Consider the following 22,625-nt stretch of genomic DNA (forward strand, 5'->3'; position numbering starts at 1 on the left):
CGCAGTGGCGGACCTGTTCCCCACGCGGAAGGACCTCCGGGTTGTCGCCCTCCACGAGCCGGCTGCCGAGCACGGGCGCGACGCCCCCCGAAGACCTGCCGCCGGAAGCAGGCGTCCGTCCGTCACGCCGATTCGACTGGCTGCGACGGCGCCGGCGGTGGTTGGTCGCGCTCGCCGTGATCGCGCTCCTCACCGAGATGGCGGTCGCGATGATCACGGCGGCCGTGGAGCAGACCCCGACCATCGACGAGCCGGTCTACGTCGGCACGGCGGCGGTCTACCTGGAGCAGCACAGCCTGCGCTACAACCCGGAGCACCCCCCGCTGGGGAAGCTGATCATCGCGACCGGCCTGGCCTTCGCCGACGTGCGCCTCGATCCCGCCTTCGCCGGTGATCAGACCCAGCTCGGCCGGCACGTGCTGTACGGGTCGGGCGACGACCCGGGACGGCTGATGGTGCCGGCTCGGCTGCCGATGATCGTGCTCACGCTGCTGTTCGGCCTGGTCGTCTTCGCGTTCGCCCGCGATCTGGTCGGCCCCGTCGGCGGGTTGGCGGCGCTCGCCCTGTACGCGTTCTCACCCGACGTCATCGCGCACGGGTCGCTGGCCACGCTCGACGTGCCGGTGGCCGGTTTCCTGCTGACGTCGGTCTGGCTGCTGTGGCGGGCCCGTCGCCGCCCCACCCGCTACCTCCCCCTCGCGGGACTTGCCCTGGGAGCGGCCCTCGCCACGAAGATGAACGCCCTGGCCGCGGTTCCGGTGCTGCTGCTCCTGGTCGTGCTGTCCGTCCGGCACGCCCGCCGCACGCGCGACCCCGGCCCGGACGGAACCACCCGGTCGGCCCGCTTCCCCGGGATCGGCGCGGCGGCGGCAGCCGTGGCCCTGCTCGCGGTCGCCGTGGTGTGGGCCTCCTACCTGGCCGTGGACCCGCGGCTGGGCTGGGAGACGCCGCGGGACCTGGCCGCCGTCCAGGGCCTGCGCCCGCTCGTCGCCTGGTTGCCGTTCCCCGAGCCGTACCGGGACGGGATGCTCGTCCAACTGGGCTTCGAGAACCGGGTGTGGGGCGGCTTCCTGTTCGGCAGGCACTACTCCGGTTCGCTCTGGTACTACCTGCCGGCCGCGCTGCTGGTGAAGACGCCGCTGGGTGCGCTGGTGCTCTGGTCGGCCGGTGCGGTCGCGGTGGTGGCGGTCCCCCGGCTCCGCCCGGCGGCGCCCTACGTCCTCGTTCCCACGGCCGTGCTGCTGGCCGCGGCCATGACCGGCGACCGCGACCTCGGCGTCCGGTACGCGATCTTCGTGCCGATGTTCCTGGCGGTCGCGGCGACCGGCGTGGTCGCCGTGCGCCGGCGGTGGGCGCACGGCGCCGCGGTGGTCCTGGTCGTCTTCGCCGCGACCAGCTCGCTGCGGACGTACCCGTACTACCTGCCGTACGCCAACGAGGCGTTCGGAGGGCCAGCGAAGACCCGTCTGCACCTGCACGACTCGAACGTCGACTGGGGCCAGGACCTGGGCCGGCTGGCGGAGCGCCTGAGGCAGCGCTACCCGGGCGAGCGGGTCTGGCTCGTCTACAAGGGCAGCGGCCTGCCCTCCCGCCACGGCATCGACGCCGCCGACCCGCGCACCGTGCCCCCGGACCAGGTGCGCGGACTGCTCGTCGTGTCGAACTCCTCCATCGCCAAGGCCGACGACCACCTGACCGCGCTGATCGACGGCGGCACCCCGATCGACGAGGTCGGCCACTCCATCACGATCTACCGCCGGCCGTAGCACCGTGACGTCGTGACCGACCACGGATGATGTTCGTGAATGACCCACGGACAGGTCGACCCACGGACAGTGATCGCATGTAGGCCGTTCACCAGGGGAAACACACCGTGGGCGGTCCTGGGATCGAACCGGTGACCCGTCCTCGCCCGCCGCCGGCCTTCGTCACCTGATCGCACGAATGCGGCAGTGCGGGTAATCTGAGGTCCAGTCGTAACTGGCTTGCCCGGGACCACACCGACCGCGGACAGTCGTGAAGATGGGCTTGAGCCGCCCGATGACGTTATGAGGTGACGGGCGTCACCAAGATGCCTTCCGATGTGACCGACGTAGACGATGTGACCCTTCCCGCTCACCGCGTGGCCGACGTGCCGTGGCAGGCCGCGCCCTACCCGGTGCTGGTGGCCGATGCCGACGGTGCGATCAAGTCCGTCAACCCACCGGCCGGCGCCCTGTTCCCCCTGGCCAGGGTCGGCGAGTCGATGGACGGCGCGGTCGCCGGCTGGTTGCGACGGGCGCACGAGGAGACCTCGTCCGGTGGAAGGCCGGTCCGGGTGTCGGGGATGGTCGGCGAGCGCAGCTTCGAGGCGCACCCGGTCTTCGAGGACGGCGCGGTCGCCTGGTGGTTGGTGGAGGACACCGACGTCCGCCTGGCCCGTGAGGCGCTGCGCGTGGAGCAGGAGCGCACGGCCTTGTTGGGCCAGGTCTCGTCCGCCCTGTTGACCTCGCTCAACCCGCAGCGGTGCATGCAGGTCACCGCTGAGCTGGCCGCGGCGCACCTGGCCGACGCGGCGCTGGTGGTGGCGCCGGGCGGCACGGGTCGTGGACTGCCGGTCACCGCGTGCGAGCGCGGCGGGGAGAGCACGTTCGCGGTGTCGGATGCCGACCCCGAGCAGGTCGTGGGGTTGGCGGAGGCGTTGCAGGGGTTCCCGCCGGTGCCCTCGCGGTGGATCGACCCGGAGGCGATGCCGGGCTGGCTGGTCCCCGACGGTTTCGGACCGGTCGGCTCGGTGGTGCTGACGCCGCTGCCCGGGCACGGCGTGCCCGCCGGTGCGCTGGTGCTGCTGCGCCTGCAAGGGCAGGAGGGGTTCACCGAGGAGGAAGAAGGCTTCGCGCGGCTGTTCGCGGCACGGGCGGGTGCGGCGATGTCGGCGGCGCGGCTGTACGCCCACCAGGCGGACCTGACCGAACTGCTGCTGCGCGAGCTGCTGCCGCCGACGCTGCGGCGCATCGGCGGGGTGGAGTTCGCCGGTCGCTACCGACCCGCGAGCGACACCGAGCGGGTGGGCGGGGACTTCTACGACGTGCACCCGCTGGTCGCGGAGGGCACGCGCGTCGACCGCGCCCAGGCCGCCGAGCAGGCCGACGGGTCGCTGGTGGTGCTGGGCGACGTGTGCGGCAAGGGCATGCAGGCCGCGGTGCTCACCGGGAAGGTCCGCACCACCCTCCAGGCGCTGCTGTCGCTGGCCGACGACCACCAGCGGGTGCTGTCCATGCTCAACGACGCCCTGCTCAACTCCCACCACACCCGTTTCGTCACCCTCGTGCTGGCCTCGGTGACCCGGGTTCCCGAGGGGGTCCGGTTGCGGTTGACCAGCGCCGGGCACCTGCCGCCGCTGGTCCTCCGCCGCGACGGCGGCGTGGAGGAGATCGACACCGCCGGCACCCTGATCGGCGTGCTGCCCGAGGTCTCCGCGACCACCGCCGAGGTGCTGCTGGAGCCAGGTGAGACGTGCCTGCTCTACACGGACGGCGTCACCGAGGCCCACGGCGGGCCGATGGGCCGGGAGATGTTCGGCGAGGAGCGCCTGAGCAGGGCGTTGGCCACGTGCGCGGGCATGCCGGCCGAAGCGATCGTGGAACACGTGCACATGCTCGTGTCCCGCTGGGTCGGCACCCGCGACCACGACGACACCGCGCTGCTCGCGATCACCGCACCCCGGGGTCGGCGCACGACATGACTCGTCCTGCCGGCGCGCCGATCCCCCACCCGCAGGCCACGACGACCGCACCCGAGGACACCACCGCATCGGGAGAACCCTTGAACAGGCAGTCCCCGTCCCACACCGCTCCCTCCCGCACCGCGCCGGCGGACCTCCACCACGCGGGCTCCCGTCCGGAGGAGGCGGTCGAGCGGCTGTGGCAGGCGCTGGTCACGGGTGACGAGTACGCCGCCACCGACGTGGTGCTCGACGCGCTCGCCGACGGCATGCCCGCCGAGACCGCGCTGCTCGACGTCATCGGCGCCGTGCAGGCCCGCGTCGGCGTGGAGTGGGCGGCCAACCGGTTCACCGTGGCCCAGGAGCACGCCGTCACCGCCATCAACGACCGGGTGGTCGGCGTGCTGTCCGCGAGCCTGCCCCGCCTCCGCCCGCACCGGGCGCGGGTCACCGTGGCGTGCGTGGACGGCGAGTGGCACGCCCTGCCCGCCCGGCTGCTGGCCGAGGTGCTCCGCCTGCGCGGGTTCGCCGTGGACTACCTCGGCGCCCAGGTACCCACCCCGCACCTGGTGGCCCACCTGCACCGCACCGGCCCGGACGTCGTGGCGCTGTCGGCGTCGCTGGCCACCCGGCTGCCGCGCACGCACGCGGCCATCACCGCCTGCCAGGCCGCGGGAGTCCCGGTCCTGGCCGGCGGCGCCGCGTTCGGGGCCGACGGCCGCCACGCCCGCCGCCTGGGCGCGGACGCGTGGGCGCCTCACGCCCGTGCCGCCGCCGACCTGCTCGCGACCAACCCGCCCACCTACCCGCGGACGGGGACGGGGACCATCGACCACCTGCCCCACCTCGGCGACCAGGAATACACCATGGTCGCCCGCAGCACCGTCCAGCTGGTCAAGAACGTCTACACCGGCCTGGAGCAGCAGTTCGAGGCGATGCGCGGCTACGACGACCTGCGACGCGAGCACACCGCCGACGACCTGACCCACATCACCGAGTTCCTCGCCGCCGCCCTCTACACCGACGACGAAGCGCTGTTCACCGACTTCACCACCTGGACCGCGCACGTCCTGACCACCCGCGGCGTCCCCCACCACCTGCTGCCCGCGGCACTGCGACTGCTGGCCGACGAACTGCGCGACTTCCCCCGCGCCACCGCCGTGCTCACCGCCGCCCGGAGCCGCCTCGCCGCCCTCGACCCCGAGCACTCCGCGTCATGACCCGACCGCCGTCATCCCCGCCGCGCCTGACCGTCACGTTCGCGCACCACGGGCACCTGACCGTCACCGTGGCCGGCGAACTCGGCTTCGACAACGCCGACCAGTTCGCCGACACCGTCGCCCACGCCCTGAGCGACGGACCGGTCGACGGCGACGCCGTCCACCCCGCGACCGAACCGGCAGCCCCGACGTCCGCACGCTGCCTGGTCCTGGACATGACCGGACTGACCTACTTCGACTCCTACGCGCTGTCGGTGCTGCTGTCACTGCGCGGCACCGCCACCGCCCACGGCCTGCGCCTGGTGCTCGCCCACCGCCCCACCCACCTGGACCGCCTGCTGCGGCGAACAGGCGTGCACCCCCTGTTCGACCACCCCGCCCTCCCCGCGTGAGGACGGCCGGCACTTCACGACTGCCGGCTCATTCCTTGGTCGTGACCAGGGACACAGGCGGTGCTTTCGTCGCGATCGTCGCGGTAACGGCGCTGGTGACCGCCACGATGCCCACCGAACCGATCGCGACGACCACGAGGAGCGCCCAGGGGACGGCCACCACTGGCACGCCGATCGCCTCGTCGACGGCGCCGGCGATGCCGGCCAGGCCCATCCCGGCCACCACGCACCCGAGCAGCAGGCCGATGACCGCCGCGGCGGTCGCTTCGACCACCGCCGTGCGGACCACCTGGGGCCGGGTCAGCCCGGTCACCCTGGAGACGGCGAACTCGCGGCGGCGTTCGGTTCCGGCGATGACCACCGAGTTCACCACGGCCATCAGCGCGTACAGCCCGGCCAGGCCCATCAGCACGGTCAGGATCTTGACGTTGCCCGCCTGCGCGCCCTCCGCGCGGTCGACCGCCCACTCGGACACCGTCCGCACCTGGCCGAAGCCCGCCTGCCCGATCCGCTCGGCGACGGCGTCCGGGTCCTGCCCCGGCGCGACCTGGACGACGGTCTCGGTCGGCGCCCCGGCCCACACCTGCCGCGGCAGGGTCTGGCGCGGGACCAGGAAGCTGTCCCCCGGCTCCAGGGTCTCCGGCAGGCCGCCGACCACGGTGAGCCGCAGCGGCTGCCCGTCGATGTCGGCCACGAGCACCCGGCCGGGGTCGATCCAGTCGGCGTGCCGCGCCGGGCCGGTGAACGCGGTGGCGCCGGTCAGCGCGTCCAGGCTGCCCGCCGACGGGGACAGGGTGTGCGTGCGCGCGTAGTCGGCCGCGTCCACCGCGATGATCCCGGTGTAGAAGTTCCTCGTGGTCACCCGCTCGTCCTGCGCCTCCTCCACGGTGATCGTGATGTCCACGGCGTTCTGCCGGGAGGCGACGGCCACGCCCTCGACACCCGGCAACCGTTCCGCCTCTTCACCGGTGGAGGTCACGACGAGGTGGCCGTTCACGGATCGCTCGGCCTCCTCACCGCCGGCGGCGGCGAGCGAGGCGAAGGTGCCCGCCAGCCCGAGCAGCAGGGAGACCAGCACGATCAGCGGCGAGGCGGTGGCCGCGCTGCGCCGCACCCCGTCCCGCAGGTTGGCCTGCGCCAGGCCGATCAGCGTGCTGCCGGGCACGAGAACCCCGAACAGCCACGCCGTGAACGGCACGACCAGGGGACTCAGCAAGCTCATGGCGACCGCGCCGAACATGGAGATCCCGAGTGCCGCCATCATCGCGCCGATGAGGTTGGCGCCTTGGGCCCACACCACCATCGCGACCGTGCAGCCCGCGAAGGACAAACCGGACAGCCACCGGGAAGCGGTCATCACCCTGGCGGCCTTGCCGGTCTCCTGGAGGGCTTCCAAGGGCTGGATCCTCGCCGCCCGCAGCGAGGCGGTGAACACACCGGTCAGCGCCACGCCGACACCGATGACCCCGGCGGCGATCACGGCCCACATCCGCCACGGGACGGTGAAACCCTCCGGCAGCAGGCCTATCCCGACGAGCAGCCACGTCTGCGCGTACTTCGCGACCCACCCGAACGGCACGCCCAGCGCGGATCCCACCAGGCCGAGCAGCAGGGACTCCGACAGCAGCAGCGCCCGCAACTGGCCGCGGCTCCCGCCGGTGAGGCGCAGCAGGGCGAGGTCGCGGCGGCGCTGGGCGACGGTGAAGCCGAACGTGGAGCTCACGATGAAGACCGCGAGGAACACCGCCAGGAACGCGGTCATGCCCATGACGGTCGCGGCGCCGACGAAGCCCTCGCGGACCTGGTCCTCTGCCTGGCGGGACAACCCGGGTGGGATCCGCGGCTCTCCCGTGGCCACCAGGACCAGCATCGAGGCCTGGACCAGGGCGACACCGACGGCCACGCTGAGAATGGCTCCGGTGAACAGTTCCCACCGCTCGCGGAACGTGCTGAACGACATCCGGAACACGGCTCAGCTCTCCCACCGCGCGAGCCGCTCGGCGACGTCGCGGATGGTCGGCGTGCCGATGCGGTCCACGATCCGGCCGTCGGCCAGGAAGACGACCGTGTCGGCGCCGGCCGCGACCGCGGGGTCGTGCGTCACCATGACGATGGTCTGGCCCGCGCTCCGCACCATGGTGCGCAGCAGTTGGAGGACCGTTCTCGCGGAACCGGAGTCCAGCGCGCCGGTGGGTTCGTCCGCGAACAGCACGGCGGGTCGGGAGATCATCGCCCGAGCGATGGCGACCCGCTGTTGCTGGCCGCCGGAGAGCTCGCGGGGCCGGTGACCCGCGCGATCGGCGAGCCCCACGCCGGCCAGCACCTGTCGGACCTCGCTCTTGGACACCCGCACCCCGGCGAGCTTCGAGGGGAACGCGACGTTCTGCTCGGCCGTCAGCGAGCCGATCAGGTTGAAGCTCTGGAACACGAACCCGATCGTGCGCCGCCGCAGCTCGGTCAGGACGCTGTCCGGCGCCGCGGTGATGTCGCGTCCCGCGAGGAGGACACGTCCGCGGGTGACCTGGTCCAGCCCTGCGGCACAGTGCAACAAGGTCGACTTGCCGGAGCCCGACGGGCCCATGATGGCGGTCCAGGTACCGGTCGGGCAGCTCAGGCTGACGTTGTCGAGCGCGGCCACGCCGGTGTTCTCCGACCCGTAGAACCGCGTGACCCGGTGCAGTTCCACGGCCGGGTGGCCGGCGGGCGGCGCCCCCGGCCGGTGGCCGGCGTCGAGGTGCTGGTTCCAAGGCATGGCAAACCCCCGTTGTTCGTGACGGGCAACCAGTGGCACGACTGTCGCGAGCCCCCTCCCGACCTGTCGCCCGCTTGCCTGGCCGCCGGTGGAACCAGCCAACCGCACGCCTCGCACGGGTGTCACTGTCCTCAACCTCCGTACAGGAGGTAGAGGTTTCTCCACCTCCTGTACCGAGACCACCGGCTGCCTCCACGCCGGTGCTGACTACGTTGTGCGTCGTGTCGGTACGCAGCGCACGCACGATCTGGGAGTCGATGGCACTTCGCCGGTTCCTCCTGACCGGCTGGCCGTGGCGGGGCCTGTCGTTCGTGATGAGCACGCCGGTGGTGTCGGTGCTGGTCGGCGTGCCGGTCGCCGCGTTGTGCCTGCCCTGGGTGTACCTGGTCCTGCGGTTCCTCGGGACGGAGCCGATCGCGCTGGGCGAGGCGGTGCTGGTGGGGCTGGCCGGGTTGCTGCTGGTCGTGGCCGGGGGTCCGCTGGTAGCCCTCCCGGTGGCCCGGGCGGAGCGGGTGCGGTTGCGGCTGGTCCACACCGACCCGGTGCCGTGGCCGCGCGCCTCCGGCAACGGCGACCGGTTCGGCTGGTTGCGCGACCGGTACACCGAGTCCGCGACCTGGCGGAAGGTCGTCTACCTGGTCGTGGTGACGCTGGCGGCGCTGCCGAGCGCGGCGCTCGTCCTGACCATGACGATGGTCCTCTCGCTGATCGTCAGCCCGCTGCTGGTCACGCCCGGCAGCACCCTCGCGCTCGGTCTCGGGCAGGCGGGCACGGTGGCGGAGGCGCTGCCGTACTCGCTGCTGGGAGTGGCCCTGTTCCCGGTGACGTTGTACCTGTTCGCCGCCCTGGCCGGGCTGCACGCCGCGACGGCCAGGGCGCTGCTGTCCGGGGTGTCGGACGAACGGCTGAGGACCGAGTTGGTGGAGGTCTCGCGGTCACGGGAGCGCCTGGTCACCGCGTTCGAGGTGGAACGGCGGCGGATCGAGCGGGACCTGCACGACGGGGCGCAGCAGCGGGTGGTCAGCCTCATCCTGCGGTTGGGGCTCGCGCGACTGGAGGTGCCGCCGGACTCCCCCGGCGCCGAATCGGTGGCCAACGCCCACGAACAGGCCAGGCAGCTGTTGGCGGAGCTGCGGGAGTTCGTCCACGGCATCCACCCGCAGGCGTTGTCGGACCTGGGCTTGCCGGCCGCGTTGCAGGAGCTCGCGGACCGGTCGACGATACCGGTGGCGGTGGCCTGCGCCATCCCGGAGCGGCCACCCGGTGCGGTGGAAGGCGCGGCGTACTTCGTCGTGGCAGAGGCGTTGAGCAACTCGATCAAGCACAGCGGGGCCACCGGGATCGAGGTCACGGCGCGGCTCCGGCGCGACGTGCTCACGGTGGAGGTCACCGACAACGGGCGAGGAGGTGCGGACGCCGGGCGCGGCACCGGGCTGACCGGTCTCGCCGACCGTGCCGCGGCCCTCGGCGGCGCCTTGTCCTTGTCCAGCCCCACCGGTGGGCCCACCACGGTTCGAGCGGAGTTCCCGTGCAGCCCGGACAACCGGTGATCCGCACCGTCCTCGCCGAGGACGGCGCACTGCTGAGGGAAGGGCTCTCGGCCCTGCTGGACCGGTTCGGGTTCCACGTGGTGGCGGCCGTGGGGGATGCGGAAGCGCTGATCACCGCCGTCACCGAGCACGACCCCGACCTCGTGGTCACCGACATCCGGATGCCACCGGGGTTCTCCGACGAAGGGCTGCGGGCGACGGTGCGGTTGCGGCAGGAGCGGCCGGAGCTGCGAGTGGTGGTGCTGAGCCAGTTCGTGGAGACCGGCTACGCCTCCGACCTGCTGGACTCCGGCGGCGGGATCGGCGTCGGCTACCTGCTGAAGGACAGGGTCGGGGACGTGCGGGAGTTCATCTCCACCCTGCGCAGGGTGGCGGCGGGCGAGACGGTCATCGATCCGCAGGTGGTGCGCAAGCTGCTGAAGCGCGGCAGCACTCCGCTGGCGACGCTGTCGAACCGCGAACGCGAGGTCCTCGGACTGGTGGCCGAGGGCTACTCCAACGCCGCCATCGCGGAGGAACTCGTCGTCTCCGAAGCCGCGGTGACCAAGCACATCGGCAACATCTTCACCAAGCTGGGGTTCACGCCCGGCGATGACCGCAACCGGCGGGTGCTCGCGACGCTCGTGTACCTGCGCGATGGGGCACAGCCGAACCGGCCGTGACCCGACGGCGATCGCAGGAGTCGCCGAACTCGTCCGGAGTGGTGCCCCGGACCCCGCCGTCCACGGAGCGGCGCCGGGGTCAGACGATCATCGACGGCCAGGGCCAGCGGCGGACCCGGTAGGGCAGCCACCAGGCGAAGGCGTCCACGGTGCCGACGAGCCCTTCGTCGGCGAGGTGGGCGAGGACGTCCGGGGGGATCGAGTCCGACCGCGCGCCCGGCATCAGGGTGTCCACCGCGGCGAGGTAGTCGGGGTCGTCGATGACGAAGCGCGACAGGTCGCCCGCCCGGCGGTCCCTGACCTCCAGGAAGCCCGGACCGTGCCGGTGGATGCACTTGCACAGGTAGTACGTGCTCCGCCACTGCTCCAGGACCACGTCGGCGTCGGGGTGGTCCGGCATGGCGCGCGGCGGGCGGAGGTGGTTCAGGCGCGCCCACACGTCCTGGTGCTTGCCGGAGATCATGGTCCAGTCGTAGGCGACGCTCCAACTGGTCAGCTCGCGCAGGAAGACCATGAGCCACACCAGGGTCTTGGCGTCCATCCCGCCGGCGAGGTCCACCGGGCTGCCGACGGAGACCTTGCGGACGCCCCTGGCGTACAGGTCCGCGGCCGTGGCCTGCGGGTCGCCCGACGCGGGCTGCTCCCCCATCGCCAGCTCCGGCAGGTGCAGGACGGCGTCGTCGTGGTCGCGCCAGAGCAGCAGCGGGACCGGGGCGGGTCGGTGGTCGAATGCCTGGACGGCGGCGGTCACGCGGGCACCTCCTCGATGTCGGACCGGGTGCGCTCCGGTTCGGTTTCGGGCCGGGGCAGTCTCATCAGTTCCTGGTTGCGGGCGATCGGCGCCACGTGCACGTAGGTGTCGCACTCGGTGAACAGCACCCCGAGCCGCAGCCACTGCGCCAGGGCGTCGGCGATCCGACCCGGGTCGCCGTCCAGTCCCGCCGCGGCGAGCTTGCGCGACAGCGCGCCCGGCGCGTGCGGTTGGTCGAGCAGTCGGAACAGCGCGACCTCCCACGGGTCGTCCAGCCACCGGCTGGTCCAGTCGTAGTCCGCGCGGCGGCTGACGAGCAGGATCCGGTCGCCGAGGTCGGTGTGGCTGAGCCTGCTGGTGGGGAACTCCTGCTGCCACCGCTCGGCGGCGTCGCGCAGCCGGTCCCCGATGTCCTCGCCCACGCCGAGCGCGTCGGAGGTGAACAGGTAGGCCAGGTCCATCAGCTCGGTCCGCGGGAGGTCGTAGTTCATCGCGTACTGCGTGCCGGGGCCCAGGTTGGCGAACCCGAGTTCCGGGCGGTTGAAGTACGGGCTGAACCGCTCGATGACGATCCGCGCGACGCCCTCCACCGGCGGCAGGTGGTGCAGGGCCGGCATCTGCTCGATCACCGACAGGTAGGCGTCCTCGGTCTCACCCGGGAAGCCGTAGAGGTAGTTCCACGCGATGGACAGGCCCTCCGACGCCGCGTCGCGCAGCATCCGCACGTTGTGGCAGCCCGTCACGCCCTTGTCCATGATCTTGAGGACCCGGCTGTCGAGGTTCTCGACGCCGGGCTGCACGTTGACCAGCCCGGCCGCGGCGAGCGTGGCCAGCTGGCCGCGGTTCATGTTCGACTTGATCTCGTACTGCATGCGCAGGTCGTACCCGGACTCGATGATCGTGGGCAGCAGGGTGCGCACGTAGTTCATGTCCAGGATGTTGTCCACGACGAACATGTCCAGCACCTGGTGCTTGCGCACCAGGTCGACGATCTCGTCCCAGAAGACGTCCGGGCTCTTGCTGCGGAACTGCATGAACGATCCGTTGAGCCCGCAGAAGGTGCAGTGGTGCTTCTCGCCCCACCAGCAGCCGCGCGCGCCTTCCACGACCAGCTTCGGGTCGACCCAGTCGCGCACCACCGACTCGTCGAGGCGCTCGAAGTAGCCGTCGTAGTCCGGCGCCACGATCTGCGCGGGCGCCAGTGGCGTGGTCACCATGGGGTTGACCACCTCCGCGCCGTCGTCGCCCCGCCAGCACAGGCCGGGCACGGCGGTCGGCGGGACGTCGTCGCGCATCGCCGCGACCAGGGCGGGGAAGGCGACCTCGCCCTCACCGCGCAGCACGTAGTCGACGAACGGGAAGTTGCGGTGGATCGCCTCGCCCTGCACGCCGTCGCAGTTCGCCCCGCCCAGGGCGACGCGGACGTCCGGCAGGATGCGCTTGAGCTCCTTGGCCACCGCCAGGGCGGGCACGTTCTGCTGGAAGGTGGAGGTGAACCCGACCAGGTCCGGGTTGCGCTCGGCGATGCGCCGAGCGGTCTCCGCGACGAACTCCGGCGCGGTCTCGTGCAGCTCCAAGGACATCGCGCGCTGCTCGTCCGGCATCGGCACCAGCTCGGTCAGCTCGTCCACCCGCCAGTGCGGGTCGTCGTAGAGCGCCGAGGTGAACACCCAGTCGCCGACGCCCTGGAAGTAGGTGTCGAGCGAGTAGAAGTAGTAGTCGCGGACGGTGAACGACCGGTGCTCGGCGATCCAGTCCACGTAGTCCAGGTTGGCGTGCACGACCTCGACCGAGGTACCGGGGACCTCGCGGCGCACCGCCGTGCTGAGGATGCCCAGCGCCAGCGAGGGCACGTCTATCAGCGCCCACGGCATGTTGACCAGAACGATTCGCACTGCGGCTCGCTTTCGTCGTGCTCGCGTCTGTGGTGTCCGGATCCTGGGGGTGCGGGGGGTGGGAGGCGGGCGATCGGGTACCGCCCGCCTCTGCCACCTGGTGGCTCGCCGTCAGAAGCTGACGCTGACGGACACGCTCACCTCGACGCCGCGGCTCTGGTCGCGGTTGCCGCTGATCGGGTCGTTCTTGATGACGCGCTTGCGCATGTCGTCACCTCCCTCCTGTGGTCGGGGGCGGACGGGTCCGGCACGCTGCCGGTGCCTTCGTTCATCCCGTCTTCCTGGGGGCGGAGATCTCCCGCCCTCCCAGCGCCGTGGCCACGAAGCTCACCACGGAGCCGATGATCTGGCGGTGGACCGCGCCCGTGCGGCCCTCGTGGCCGGAGGGGGTCCACTGGAGCTCGTGCTCGACGCCGTGCGCCTCCAGCGCCGCGACGTAGGCGGCGACCTGGTCCGGCGGGCAGCGGTCGTCCTCGGTGGCGGCCAGGACCAGCACCGGCGCCCGCACGGAGGCGACGTGGGACATCGGGGACGCCGCGGCGTACTCGGCGGGCCGCTGGTCGGGGTCCCCGCCGAAGATGCGGCGGTCGAGGGCCCGCACGGCGGGCGTGGCGCCGCGGTAGGCGGCGACGTAGTCCGCGATCGGGTTGACCGCCGCGACCGCACTCCACAGCGCCGGCTGGACGCCCGCGGCGAGCAGGGCGAGGTAGCCGCCCCACGACGTGCCCACCACCGCCGTGCGGTCCTCGTCGGCCACGCCCGCCGCGACCAGGTGCTCGCGCACGGCGGCGAGGTCGAGGAGCTGCGTGCGACCGGGACCGTCGGAGAAGTCGTTGCGCCAGGCCGGGCCGTAGCCCGTCGAGCCGCGGTAGTTCGGCCTGGCCACGGTGCAGCCGATGCCCGTGAAGACCGAGACCAGGCCGTCGTAGGCGTCGCGGGCGGCGGTGTGCGGGCCACCGTGCAGCAGGAACACGGTGGGGTGCGGTCCGGGTGAGTCCGGCGCGGTGAGCAGCGTGTGCACGGGTCCGGCCGGGGTGTCGACCCACGCCTCGCCCGTCACGCCCGCCACGGTCGCGTTCCGCGTGCCGCCGGACGACCACCGGCCCGACGCGGTGCGCAGGTGCGGCGGGTGCGTCGTGTCGGTCCACACGTAGTGCAGGTCGCCGTCGGGCTGCACCTGGGCGGCCAGGATGCTGCCGCGCGGCGTCGGCACGGGCACGTCGGTCCGCCGCTCCAGGTCGAGCTCGCGCAGTTCGGACCGGGCGTGCCGGTCCCGGCGCACCAGGACCCGCCGGCCGTCGGGGTACCAGGTCGGCGCGATCTCGGTGTCGGAGTCGAACCAGCGCAGCTCGCGGAGACCGCCGGCCGGGGTCCACTCGGCCAGGCGGTACGCGGCGCCGTCCGCGGTGGTCAGCAGCAGCCGTTCCGGGCCTTCGACCGGGGCGAACCCCGAGACCCACAGGGCGCGTCCCGGCAACCGCAGCGGCAGCCGTTCGCCCGTGACCAGGTCCAGCACCACCGCGGGCACCGGGTCCTCGGGGTCGCGGGCGAGCACGGCCAGCCGGCCGGAATGGGACAGGTCGACGAGCGTGGCGTGGCCGTCGAAGTCGCCGACGTGGTCCACCCGGCCGTCCGGGCTCCTCCGGTAGACCGAGAGGCCACCGCGGCCGACGCCGACCGCGGCGGTGCCGTCCGCGGACATGGCGAGCCCGGCCGCGCGTCCGGGCGGCACCCCGGCGTCCTCGGAGTCCCCGCCGTCGAACGGGGTGATCCGCCAGCGGCCCACCTCGGTGAGGTCGTCGTCGAACCACCACACCTCGGCGCCGGTCGGGTCGATCGCACAGCTGATCGTGCCCTGCGGTCGGTCGGTGACCTGGCGCGCGCCCGCGGCGGACCGGGTGAAAATCTCGCACCGGCCGTCCACGTCACCGGTGTAGACCGCGCGATCGGGCGCGAACTCGGCGAAGGCGGGCACCTCCGGGAAGAACACCTGGACGTCGATCTTCACGCGGTCACTCCTCCACCGGCTCGGGGGTGCGGTCGGCCCCGGCCGGCGCCGCCAGGGATCGCACGGTCACGGTCGTGTAGAGCGCGATCGCGACCAGCGCCGTGCCCAGCACCACGGCGACGAGGGCCGGGGCGAGCGCGGCCACGAGCACGCCCGCGGCCAGGGGCGCCACCGCGCCCGTGCCCTCCCCGACGACGCCCAGCGCGGTCCCGACCCGGCCCTGCATCCCGTCCGGGGTGCTGGTGATCGCCTTGCTCTGGAACGCGATGCTCAGCGCGGGGGTGAGGGCCGACACGGCGGCCAGGAGGGCGCCCATCACCGGCGGCGGCGGGGTGGTCGTGAACATGAACGCGACGAGGACGACCAGCCACGAGACGACCAGGACCAGGCGGGTCGGGGTGAAGCGGCGCAGGAAGAAGGGCGCGGCCAGCGCCCCGAGCAGGCCCGCCACCCCCGCCGCGGTGAGCAGCAGGCCGATGGTGGCGGCGGACGCGCCGTGCAGGCGCGCGACGAGGATGACGTGGAAGTACAGCGCGCCCAGCACCAGGTTGACGCCCGCGGCCCACGTGACCATGAACCGCAGGAACGGTTCGGCCCACAGGAACCGCACGCCGTCGGCGAAGTCCCGCAGGAAGGAGGACCTGCGGTCCTCGGTCCGCGCCGGTCGCAGGTCCGAGCTGAGCAGGCCCGCGCACAGGGCGGTGACCGCGTAGGCGAAGGCGTGGACGAGGAAGGGCGCCCAGGGCGCGAGCTGGTACAGGCCACCGCCGATGCCCGGTCCGGCGAGCTTGGCGGCCTTCTCCCTGGCTTGCAGGGCGCCGAGCGCGCCCGCCGGGTCGTCCGACGGGAGGATCGCGCGGATGGCGCCCGACGCGGCTGCCGCGTAGCAGGCGGTGGCGACGCCTTCCACGACCGCGGCGGCGAACAGCACCGGCAACGACGCGCGACCCGTGAGCACCGCGAGCGCGATCACCGTCGCCGCGCAGCCCGCGACCAGGGCGGAGATCACCATCATCGGCCGGCGCGGCGCGCGGTCCGCGTAGACGCCCGCCGCCGGCGAGACCAGCACCTCGGCCAACCCGACCACCGTGCCCAGCACACCCGCCGTCACCGGTGAGCCGCCGAGCAGCAGTACCAGCACCGGCAGCACCAGCGCCGAGGCGTGCGAGCCGAGCAGGGCAGCCGCGCCACCGAGCCAGAACAGCCGGAAGTCCCGGTGTCTCCGCACGCTGGTCCCGACCGCCGACATGCCGTCGTTCTCCCGTCATCCGGAATCGCGAAATCAAATCCATGCGCCACGAGCAGTGCACGACCGGTTCGACAAATGGGTTCGAGACCGCCCTTTTCGGCGGTGACAGCGGACGCTTCCCCGAATTTATACACGCCCCACCAAGACTCGCCATGCACCCCGACAGAGCAATTCCGCTGGCGTACGGACCATGGCCAACCCCAACGGATGCCACCCGCGCGGAAGTCCGAAGCAGCGGGCTTCGTCCGGTATTGCGCAATCGCGGCGGTTCAGCGACCCTGGCCTGCCGAAGACCTCATCCGTGCAGGTGGAGGAGGTACGACCCGAGAGGTGCCGAGCGCTCGCGGAACGGCCGCTATTCGCCGCGACGTCGATCAGCGCGGCACGCCGACCGGCCGCGCTGCCCATAAGCGACCGGGACAGGACGTGGAAATCCCGACCCGAGCGCTTCGCCGGATCCGCCCACCGGCGCACCAGTCGATCAAGCGCGTGATCGATGTCGGCTATTTCGAGCGCGTTCGTGGATCACCGAGCGGCTTGGCGGACGGGTGTCGGTTCTCGTCCGACCTGAGCCGGTAATGCGCCGGAGGGCGCACCTGAAGGGAGGGGCCACCGAGAAGCGGGGGTCGTTCGATCGGTTCATTTTCCGCCCTTATCGGGTGACGCCGGGGCGCGCATCTTGCGCGGCCTCGCGTCGTGCTGCTGCGCTTGGCCCAGGGTGCACACCGGCCGGAGAAGGGAACCCCCATGCCGTGGCGATCGACATCCGCGGGACTGGTCAGCCCCTGCCTCGCGTCCGCCCTCTTCCCCGCCACTGCCACGGCCGCACCGAGCAGCGACCCGGAGGGCTGGTCCACCGACGACGACGTCGCCATCCGCTGAAGTGAGTCGGCCCACAGAGCAGCACCTGACGTGCGTTTTCGTCGGTCCCGTTCGGACACTGGAGACGTGACGCCCCCACCGTTGATCTCCCCGACCCGCATCTACGTCGAGCACGCCGCCGGGGAACTGCCGCGCGGGCGGGAGGTGCTCGACCGGTTCCCCGACGCGGAACGCGTCGAGGTCGACAGCCACTGGCGCATCCCCGAGCTGCACGGCGACGAAGCCAACGCCCGGCGTTGGGTGCGCATCAAGCAGGAGGCGTTGGTGCTCGGGGTGAAGAAGTCGCTCAGCGCCCGGCCCAACGGGCGCTCGGCCCACTTCATCGCACCGTCCACGGCGAACGGGTGCGCGATGGCCTGCGCGTACTGCTACGTGCCGCGGCGCAAGGGCTACTCCAACCCGATCACGGTGTTCGCGAACATCGAGCAGATCACCGGCTACCTGGCCCGCCACGTCGCGCGCCAGGGACCGATGACCGAGCCCGGCCAGGTGGACGACGCGGCGTGGGTCTACGACATCGGCGAGAACTCGGACTGCTCGGTGGACGCGATCCTCAGCGACAACGTGCGCGACCTGGTGGAGCTGTTCCGCGGGCTGCCCACCGCCAAGGCGTCCTTCGCGACCAAGCACGTCAACCGCGACCTGCTGGACTGGGACCCGCGGGGCCGCACCCGGGTGCGGTTCTCCCTGATGCCCGACCGCGTCGCGAAGCTCCTCGACATCCGCACCAGCCCCATCGCCGACCGGCTCGCCGCGCTGGACGACTTCCACGCCGCCGGCTACGAGGTGCACGTCAACCTCAGCCCGGTCGTCGTGCACGACGGGTGGTTGGACGACTGGCGCGAGCTGCTGGAGGCGCTGGGCGACGCGGCCTCCCCCGGCACCCGCGACCAGCTGGCCGCGGAGATCATCATGCTCACCCACAACGAGGCGTTGCACGAGGTGAACCTGCGCTGGCACCCCCGCGCCGAGGACGTGCTGTGGCGTCCCGACCTGCAGGAGGCCAAGCGCAGCGAGGGCGGCGGCGCCAACGTCCGCTACCGGCACGGCCTCAAGCGCCGGCTGCTGGGCGAACTGCTCGACCTGATCGACCGGCACGCACCGTACCTGCGCGTTCGGTACGCGTTCTGACGGGCGGGATCGCCACGCGCACCACGGCTGTTCCGCGCCGGCCGACCCGCCGGCCCCGTGCCGGTCGTCAGGTCACCGCGTCGGCGCGCTTGTCGTCGCGGAGGCGGTCGCGGCGCAGGGCCGGGCTCGGGCCGGGTGTGGCGTCGGCGAGGCCGGCGAGCTGTTCGCGGGCGCAGTCCATGCTGCTCACGCGCGGCGTCCAGGCCAGTTCCGCGCGTGCCCGCGTGGTGTCGACCAGCGGGGAGCGGGTGCCCACGTCGAACCAGCCCGGTGACATGCCGATCGCCCGCAGCCGCCACAGCAGCCCCACGGCCTCCCGCATCGCGCGTCCCGGCACCGGCACGGCGCGGGCGCCCACCAGCCGGGCCAGGTCGGCCGCGGTCAGCGTGTCGGCGGCGAGGTTGAACGCACCCGTGGCGCGACGGCTCAGGATCCGCACGATCGCGTCACCCACGTCGTCGGCGTGCACCAGCTGCACCAGCATCGCCGCGGGCAGCGGCAGCAACGGCACCTTGCCGGCGCGCAGCAGCCGGATCAGCCACCGCGGCACCAGCGGGTCGAAGAACAGCGCCAGGAAGCTCGCCGAGGCGGCGCTCTGCGCGACCAGGGTCGGGCGCACGACGGTGACCGCGATGTCCGGGTTCTCCCTCGCGAACCGGTCCACGGCGGCCTCGACCTCCGCCTTGCCGGTCCCGTAGGCCGAGCCGGGCACGCCGGTCGTCGGCCACGTCTCCGGCACCGGCCGGTCGGCCGCGGGCCGGTAGGCGGCGATGGACGAGGCGTGCACGACGTGCGGCACCCCGGCCCGCCGCGCGGCCTCCAGGACCGCCGCGGTGCCCTTGTGGTTGGTGCGGTGCAGCCGTTCGCCCTGCCGGACGGGCTGGAACATCCACGCCAGGTGCACCACGGCGTCCACGTCGACCATCACCCGGTCGAGGACGTCGCGCGCGCCCTCATCCCCCAAGTCGCACGCCTGCCACTCGACCCCGTCGAAGACGCCGTCCGCGGGCGGGCGGCGGCACAGACCCACGATCCGGTGATCCGGCCCGTCGGCGGCCAGGGCGCGCAGCACGCCGGTGCCCACGTTGCCCGAAGCCCCGGTGATCACGACTTTCACGACACAGCCCCCGTCCGATCAGGCCGATTCCCGTCGATCCGGACTACCCGTCGGACCACGCCGCAACCTCACGACACCGGATCGGGGACGCTCACGCCCCAGCCGGCCGCTCGCTCCACCGCGGTCGGCGCCACCGCCACCGGCTCGTGGACGAGGCGCCGCAACCGCTGCCCGGCCCGCCGGTAGAACCGCAGCTGCACGCGCCGCCCGAACCACCGCCACCCCCACCGCATCCACCACGGCGCGCGCGGGTGCAGTTGCGAGTGGCTGCGCGCGACGAACTCCACGCGACCGGTGGCGTGGTGCTTGACGAGCGCGTAGTCCACCCGCCCCCGCTCCAGGTGCCCTTCCAGGGTCTCGTAACCCCAGCCCCAGGTCGTCCGCTCCGCGGAGGTCTCGTCCAGCACGTCGGTCACCCGCACGCCCATCAGGAACCGCAACCCGGGCAACCGCGCCTGGAGCAGCATGTCCCGACCCGGCAACGCCGAACCGGGTTCGTAGTACGCGCGCACGATCTCGGGTGGGCTGAACTCGTACCCGGCCACCAGCGGTTTGGCCCGCGACCACAGCCCGCCCTCGACCGGCGGCCCGACCGCCTCCCGTCCCAGGTCGTTCCGGTGCACGTCGAACGTCCACGCCGGACGCCGCACCTCCGCGGGGTCGTAGTTCAGCCCGCGCCCCCGCAGCGCCCGCAGCAGCGCTCCGACGTCCACCCGATCGGACCTGACCACTCGCACGACGACTCCAACCTCTCGGGACCTCCCGTCGAGTACCCGCCCGAGCGCCGCGGACACGGCAGGTGACGGCCGTCCTCGTAACACGGCAGTGTGATGGCAGGAGGGCAGCGGTTGGCGGACGCGTGACGGGCTAACCCCTCGGCAACGGTCGACCACAGGCGAGGGACGGCGGACATGACGAAGCTCTACAGCACCGCGGCGGTGTCCCGGAACGGTCGCGTGGAGGTCGACGGCGCCGAGCCCGCCGCACTGGCCGTCACCCAACCGGTCGAACTGGGCGGCAGCGGCGCCGGCTGGGACCCCGAACGCCTGTTCGCCGCCGCCCTGGCCACCTGCGTGCACCAGAGCCTGGTGCTGATCGCGTCGTCCGGGGGGCACGACGCGGAAGGGAGCGCCGTGCGCGCGGAGGTGACGCTGAGCGGGCACGGCGCGCAGCGGTACGACCTCGACGCCCGCCTGGTCGTGGAACTGCCCAACGTCACGGACGACGACCAGCGACGCACCCTGGTGGACCGGGTCGCCCAGCACTGCCCCCTGGCCAACGGCTGGGAGCTGTCCGTCGCCTGATCAGCCGGTCCACAGCCACGCGGTGGTCACCAGCTCCTTGGCCCGCACGGCGACCTTCGTGAAGTGCTCCCGCGGCAGGCTCGGAGATCCTTCGACCACCACGAACGAGTGCAGCGCGTCCGACAGGGCCACCGCGAGGTCGCGGTCCGGGTGGTCGACCACCCACCCGCGCAACGGCTCGCTGTCCAGCAGGCGGCCCGTGTTGGTGACCGTCGCCCCGCCGAAACCCAGTTCCGCCAAGCCGACCGGCCCCACGTCGGCGGCCATGCGCACCCGCATCCGGTCGCGGAACACACCGTTGTCGTGGGCGAGCCGCTGCGCGGTGGACCTCAGCAGCACCGGCAACGCCCTCTGGACGTCGAGCCCTTCCGGCAGGAACACCAGGACGCCGTCCCCGGTGCCTTGGCGCTCGGTCTCCGAGAGCGCCACGTCCACGTCCGACAGCACCAGCCGCACCACGGCGGCGAGCCGCTCCTGCAAGCTCTCCTTCGCGGACGAGTCCCGACCGCCGTAGCCGACGATGTCGAGCATGAACCCCATCCGGATGGGGCGTCGCGCGCGCCGGTTCGGCTGCCCGGCCGACCTCGTGACGCCGGCCCGACCAGCGGCCGGGGTCACATCCCGCACCTCCCGCGCCAACCGGCCGCTCTCCTCCAGCTGCGTGATCGTGTGGCCGAGCTGCCGGTCGAACCACTCGGCCAGTCCGCGGTCACCGCCCAGCGGCCGGTCCAGCACCGCGGCCATGTTCGCCCGCGCGATCTCCGCGACGTGGCGCAGCCGGCGCAGCGCCGAGGTCGACACGGCGATGTCGACCTGCCCGCGGCGCAGGGCGTCGACCGGCGCCAGGTCGGCGCGGACCCGGTCGACCTGGCCGTCCACCGCGCCGCGCAGCCGGTGCAGGGAGGCGACGTCGCGCCGCCACACCTCGATCGAGTAGCGCAGCTTGGCGGCGTGCCCGAGGTAACGGGCCAGCGGCGGCATCTCGGCCGTGCCCCGGCTCCACGTCCACGCGCTCAGTTCCCGGTCGCGGTCGGCGGGCGCCAGCACCACGAGCGCGCGGTCCGCGCCGCGGTCGCCCGCCGGCTCCCACACCGACACGTGCGGCGCCGGCGACTCCGGTTCGAGCCACCGCAGCCCGTCGCCGAGCCCGTCCGGCAGCGCGTCGAGAACGGCCCGGTCCAGGCCCGATCCGCCGGCGTCGCGGCCGAGCTTGCCCTGGAACACCCGGACCGCGCCGAGCCACCCGTCGGCGTCGCGGCCGACCACCTCGCGCCAGACCCGGTCGAACTCGACCCACCCGGGAGGCACGGCCGAACCGGCGCGCAGCCGCCGCGACCTGGTGTCGGCGGGCACCGCGAGCACCAGGGACAGGTTCAGCGCGTCGTGCGACTGGCGCAGCACCACCTGCACGTCCGCCGTGCCGTTCTCCGCCGCGGCGACCGCCTCGTCCCGCCGTGACGACCTCAGGTCGGCCGGCAGGTGGGCGGGCAGCCCGGTGGTGGCGACGGGGTGCACCACGCCCAGGTCGCGGCACCGCTCCCAGATCATCCGCAGGCTGGTCTCGACCGCCGGGTCGGGGGCGTCCGCCAACGGCGCGAACAGGTGCCCGACCAACTCCTGGTCAGTCGGTGGGACGGTCATCGACCGGTTCCCCGTCGTGCGTCCGCCCGTCCTGCGGCAGGAGCCGGTGGACCACCGAGTTGGCGATCTCCAGCACCGGCGCCGGTGGCGGCACCGCGGGTTCCGCCCCGATCCGGGTGATGCGCGTCGGCGAGGCGAGTTCGAGCTGGATCGTCGCGGCCCGGAAGGCGTCGACGTCGGCGTCCTCCACCGCGTCGAGCAGCGCGGTCAACAGAGCGGTCACGGTCGACCACCGGCCGTCGGTGAGCCGCCAGGACGCCACGTCGGCGAGGACGCCCAGGGCGTCCTCGGTCGATTCGTCGTCCAGGCCGGGGAATGCGCTGTCCATGCTTCGGTGCGCCTCGGTCGTAGGTGATCGGCGGACGCCA

The 22,625-nt window shown here is 72.9% G+C and carries 18 protein-coding genes; 8 read left to right on the top strand and 10 right to left on the bottom strand.

Annotated features, from left to right (window positions below; translation table 11 throughout):
• The first annotated feature begins 41 nt into the window (after positions 1–41).
• From ACQPYE_RS25670 to ACQPYE_RS25685, 4 genes are all read left to right on the top strand, one after another.
• Positions 42–1,766 (top strand): ArnT family glycosyltransferase, encoded by a 1,725-nt coding sequence (locus ACQPYE_RS25670; protein WP_498714946.1) that lies wholly within the window; start codon positions 42–44, stop codon positions 1,764–1,766.
• Between the two features lie 356 nt (positions 1,767–2,122).
• Complete coding sequence (locus ACQPYE_RS25675) at positions 2,123–3,724, top strand: PP2C family protein-serine/threonine phosphatase (RefSeq protein ID WP_498714947.1); 1,602 nt, start codon at positions 2,123–2,125, stop codon at positions 3,722–3,724.
• A gap of 80 nt (positions 3,725–3,804) precedes the next feature.
• On the top strand, positions 3,805–4,923 hold the full coding sequence (locus tag ACQPYE_RS25680) for a cobalamin B12-binding domain-containing protein (RefSeq protein WP_498714948.1): 1,119 nt from the start codon (positions 3,805–3,807) through the stop codon (positions 4,921–4,923).
• The gene (locus ACQPYE_RS25685) at positions 4,920–5,315 is read left to right on the top strand and encodes an STAS domain-containing protein (RefSeq protein WP_498714949.1); all 396 of its coding nucleotides are present in this window, start codon (positions 4,920–4,922) and stop codon (positions 5,313–5,315) included. Before ACQPYE_RS25680 ends, ACQPYE_RS25685 begins: the two co-directional genes overlap by 4 nt.
• A gap of 28 nt (positions 5,316–5,343) precedes the next feature.
• Here the strand turns inward: ACQPYE_RS25685 and ACQPYE_RS25690 are convergent, their stop codons facing one another.
• Positions 5,344–7,275 (bottom strand): FtsX-like permease family protein, encoded by a 1,932-nt coding sequence (locus tag ACQPYE_RS25690; RefSeq protein ID WP_498714950.1) that lies wholly within the window; start codon positions 7,273–7,275, stop codon positions 5,344–5,346.
• 12 nt (positions 7,276–7,287) lie between these two features.
• Positions 7,288–8,067 (bottom strand): ABC transporter ATP-binding protein, encoded by a 780-nt coding sequence (locus ACQPYE_RS25695; RefSeq protein WP_498714951.1) that lies wholly within the window; start codon positions 8,065–8,067, stop codon positions 7,288–7,290.
• Positions 8,068–8,288: 221 nt separating this feature from the next.
• On the opposite strand from ACQPYE_RS25695, the gene ACQPYE_RS25700 reads away from it, so the two are divergent.
• Both ACQPYE_RS25700 and ACQPYE_RS25705 read left to right on the top strand, forming a co-directional pair.
• A complete protein-coding gene (locus ACQPYE_RS25700) occupies positions 8,289–9,617 on the top strand; it encodes a sensor histidine kinase (protein WP_498714952.1) in 1,329 nt (442 codons plus the stop codon).
• Entirely contained in the window at positions 9,617–10,279 is a 663-nt protein-coding gene (locus ACQPYE_RS25705) for a response regulator (protein WP_498722986.1), read from the top strand. Before ACQPYE_RS25700 ends, ACQPYE_RS25705 begins: the two co-directional genes overlap by 1 nt.
• 79 nt (positions 10,280–10,358) lie before the next feature.
• On the opposite strand, the gene ACQPYE_RS25710 is transcribed toward ACQPYE_RS25705, so the two are convergent.
• The 4 genes from ACQPYE_RS25710 to ACQPYE_RS25725 all read right to left on the bottom strand — a co-directional run bounded on the left by ACQPYE_RS25710 (position 10,359) and on the right by ACQPYE_RS25725 (position 16,182).
• Positions 10,359–11,030 carry a DUF5825 family protein gene (locus ACQPYE_RS25710; RefSeq protein WP_498714954.1) on the bottom strand — a complete coding sequence of 224 codons (672 nt, stop codon included), beginning with the start codon at positions 11,028–11,030 and terminating at the stop codon, positions 10,359–10,361.
• Positions 11,027–12,925, bottom strand: coding sequence for a RiPP maturation radical SAM C-methyltransferase (locus tag ACQPYE_RS25715; protein WP_498714956.1), 1,899 nt, complete (start codon positions 12,923–12,925; stop codon positions 11,027–11,029). The genes ACQPYE_RS25710 and ACQPYE_RS25715 overlap by 4 nt, the downstream gene beginning before the upstream one ends.
• A gap of 268 nt (positions 12,926–13,193) precedes the next feature.
• Positions 13,194–14,933, bottom strand: coding sequence for an alpha/beta hydrolase family protein (locus ACQPYE_RS25720; RefSeq protein ID WP_498714957.1), 1,740 nt, complete (start codon positions 14,931–14,933; stop codon positions 13,194–13,196).
• 4 nt (positions 14,934–14,937) lie between these two features.
• Positions 14,938–16,182, bottom strand: a complete 1,245-nt coding sequence (locus ACQPYE_RS25725) for an MFS transporter (protein WP_498714958.1) — start codon at positions 16,180–16,182, stop codon at positions 14,938–14,940.
• 948 nt (positions 16,183–17,130) lie between these two features.
• On the opposite strand from ACQPYE_RS25725, the gene ACQPYE_RS25730 reads away from it, so the two are divergent.
• Positions 17,131–18,195: a spore photoproduct lyase family protein gene (locus ACQPYE_RS25730; RefSeq protein WP_498714959.1), complete on the top strand. Its 1,065-nt coding sequence runs from the start codon at positions 17,131–17,133 to the stop codon at positions 18,193–18,195.
• 67 nt (positions 18,196–18,262) lie between these two features.
• Here the strand turns inward: ACQPYE_RS25730 and ACQPYE_RS25735 are convergent, their stop codons facing one another.
• Together ACQPYE_RS25735 and ACQPYE_RS25740 are read right to left on the bottom strand one after the other, a co-directional pair.
• Complete coding sequence (locus ACQPYE_RS25735; RefSeq protein ID WP_498714960.1) at positions 18,263–19,303, bottom strand: NAD-dependent epimerase/dehydratase family protein; 1,041 nt, start codon at positions 19,301–19,303, stop codon at positions 18,263–18,265.
• A gap of 77 nt (positions 19,304–19,380) precedes the next feature.
• A complete protein-coding gene (locus tag ACQPYE_RS25740; protein WP_498714961.1) occupies positions 19,381–20,049 on the bottom strand; it encodes a DUF1990 family protein in 669 nt (222 codons plus the stop codon).
• Positions 20,050–20,223: 174 nt separating this feature from the next.
• Here ACQPYE_RS25740 and ACQPYE_RS25745 point away from each other — a divergent pair, with 174 nt between their 5' ends.
• Entirely contained in the window at positions 20,224–20,616 is a 393-nt protein-coding gene (locus ACQPYE_RS25745; RefSeq protein WP_498714962.1) for an OsmC family protein, read from the top strand.
• Here ACQPYE_RS25745 and ACQPYE_RS25750 read toward each other — a convergent pair whose 3' ends face one another.
• Both ACQPYE_RS25750 and ACQPYE_RS25755 read right to left on the bottom strand, forming a co-directional pair.
• The gene (locus ACQPYE_RS25750; protein WP_498714965.1) at positions 20,617–22,257 is read right to left on the bottom strand and encodes a CATRA conflict system CASPASE/TPR repeat-associated protein; all 1,641 of its coding nucleotides are present in this window, start codon (positions 22,255–22,257) and stop codon (positions 20,617–20,619) included.
• Positions 22,238–22,585: a CATRA system-associated protein gene (locus tag ACQPYE_RS25755; RefSeq protein ID WP_498714967.1), complete on the bottom strand. Its 348-nt coding sequence runs from the start codon at positions 22,583–22,585 to the stop codon at positions 22,238–22,240. The genes ACQPYE_RS25750 and ACQPYE_RS25755 overlap by 20 nt, the downstream gene beginning before the upstream one ends.
• Positions 22,586–22,625: the final 40 nt, after the last annotated feature.

Origin of the sequence: Actinosynnema sp. CA-299493 (assembly GCF_050946825.1) — a bacterium.
In the GTDB taxonomy this organism is placed as follows: domain Bacteria; phylum Actinomycetota; class Actinomycetes; order Mycobacteriales; family Pseudonocardiaceae; genus Actinosynnema.

What these genes read in the sequence shown, in the direction of transcription:
- ACQPYE_RS25745 (WP_498714962.1), top strand. Translation starts at nt 20,224, where the DNA reads ATGACGAAGCTCTACAGCACCGCGGCGGTGTCCCGGAACGGTCGCGTG.
- ACQPYE_RS25685 (WP_498714949.1), top strand. Translation starts at nt 4,920, where the DNA reads ATGACCCGACCGCCGTCATCCCCGCCGCGCCTGACCGTCACGTTCGCG.
- ACQPYE_RS25695 (WP_498714951.1), bottom strand. Translation starts at nt 8,067, where the DNA reads ATGCCTTGGAACCAGCACCTCGACGCCGGCCACCGGCCGGGGGCGCCG.
- ACQPYE_RS25690 (WP_498714950.1), bottom strand. Translation starts at nt 7,275, where the DNA reads ATGTCGTTCAGCACGTTCCGCGAGCGGTGGGAACTGTTCACCGGAGCC.
- ACQPYE_RS25750 (WP_498714965.1), bottom strand. Translation starts at nt 22,257, where the DNA reads ATGACCGTCCCACCGACTGACCAGGAGTTGGTCGGGCACCTGTTCGCG.
- ACQPYE_RS25755 (WP_498714967.1), bottom strand. Translation starts at nt 22,585, where the DNA reads ATGGACAGCGCATTCCCCGGCCTGGACGACGAATCGACCGAGGACGCC.
- ACQPYE_RS25725 (WP_498714958.1), bottom strand. Translation starts at nt 16,182, where the DNA reads ATGTCGGCGGTCGGGACCAGCGTGCGGAGACACCGGGACTTCCGGCTG.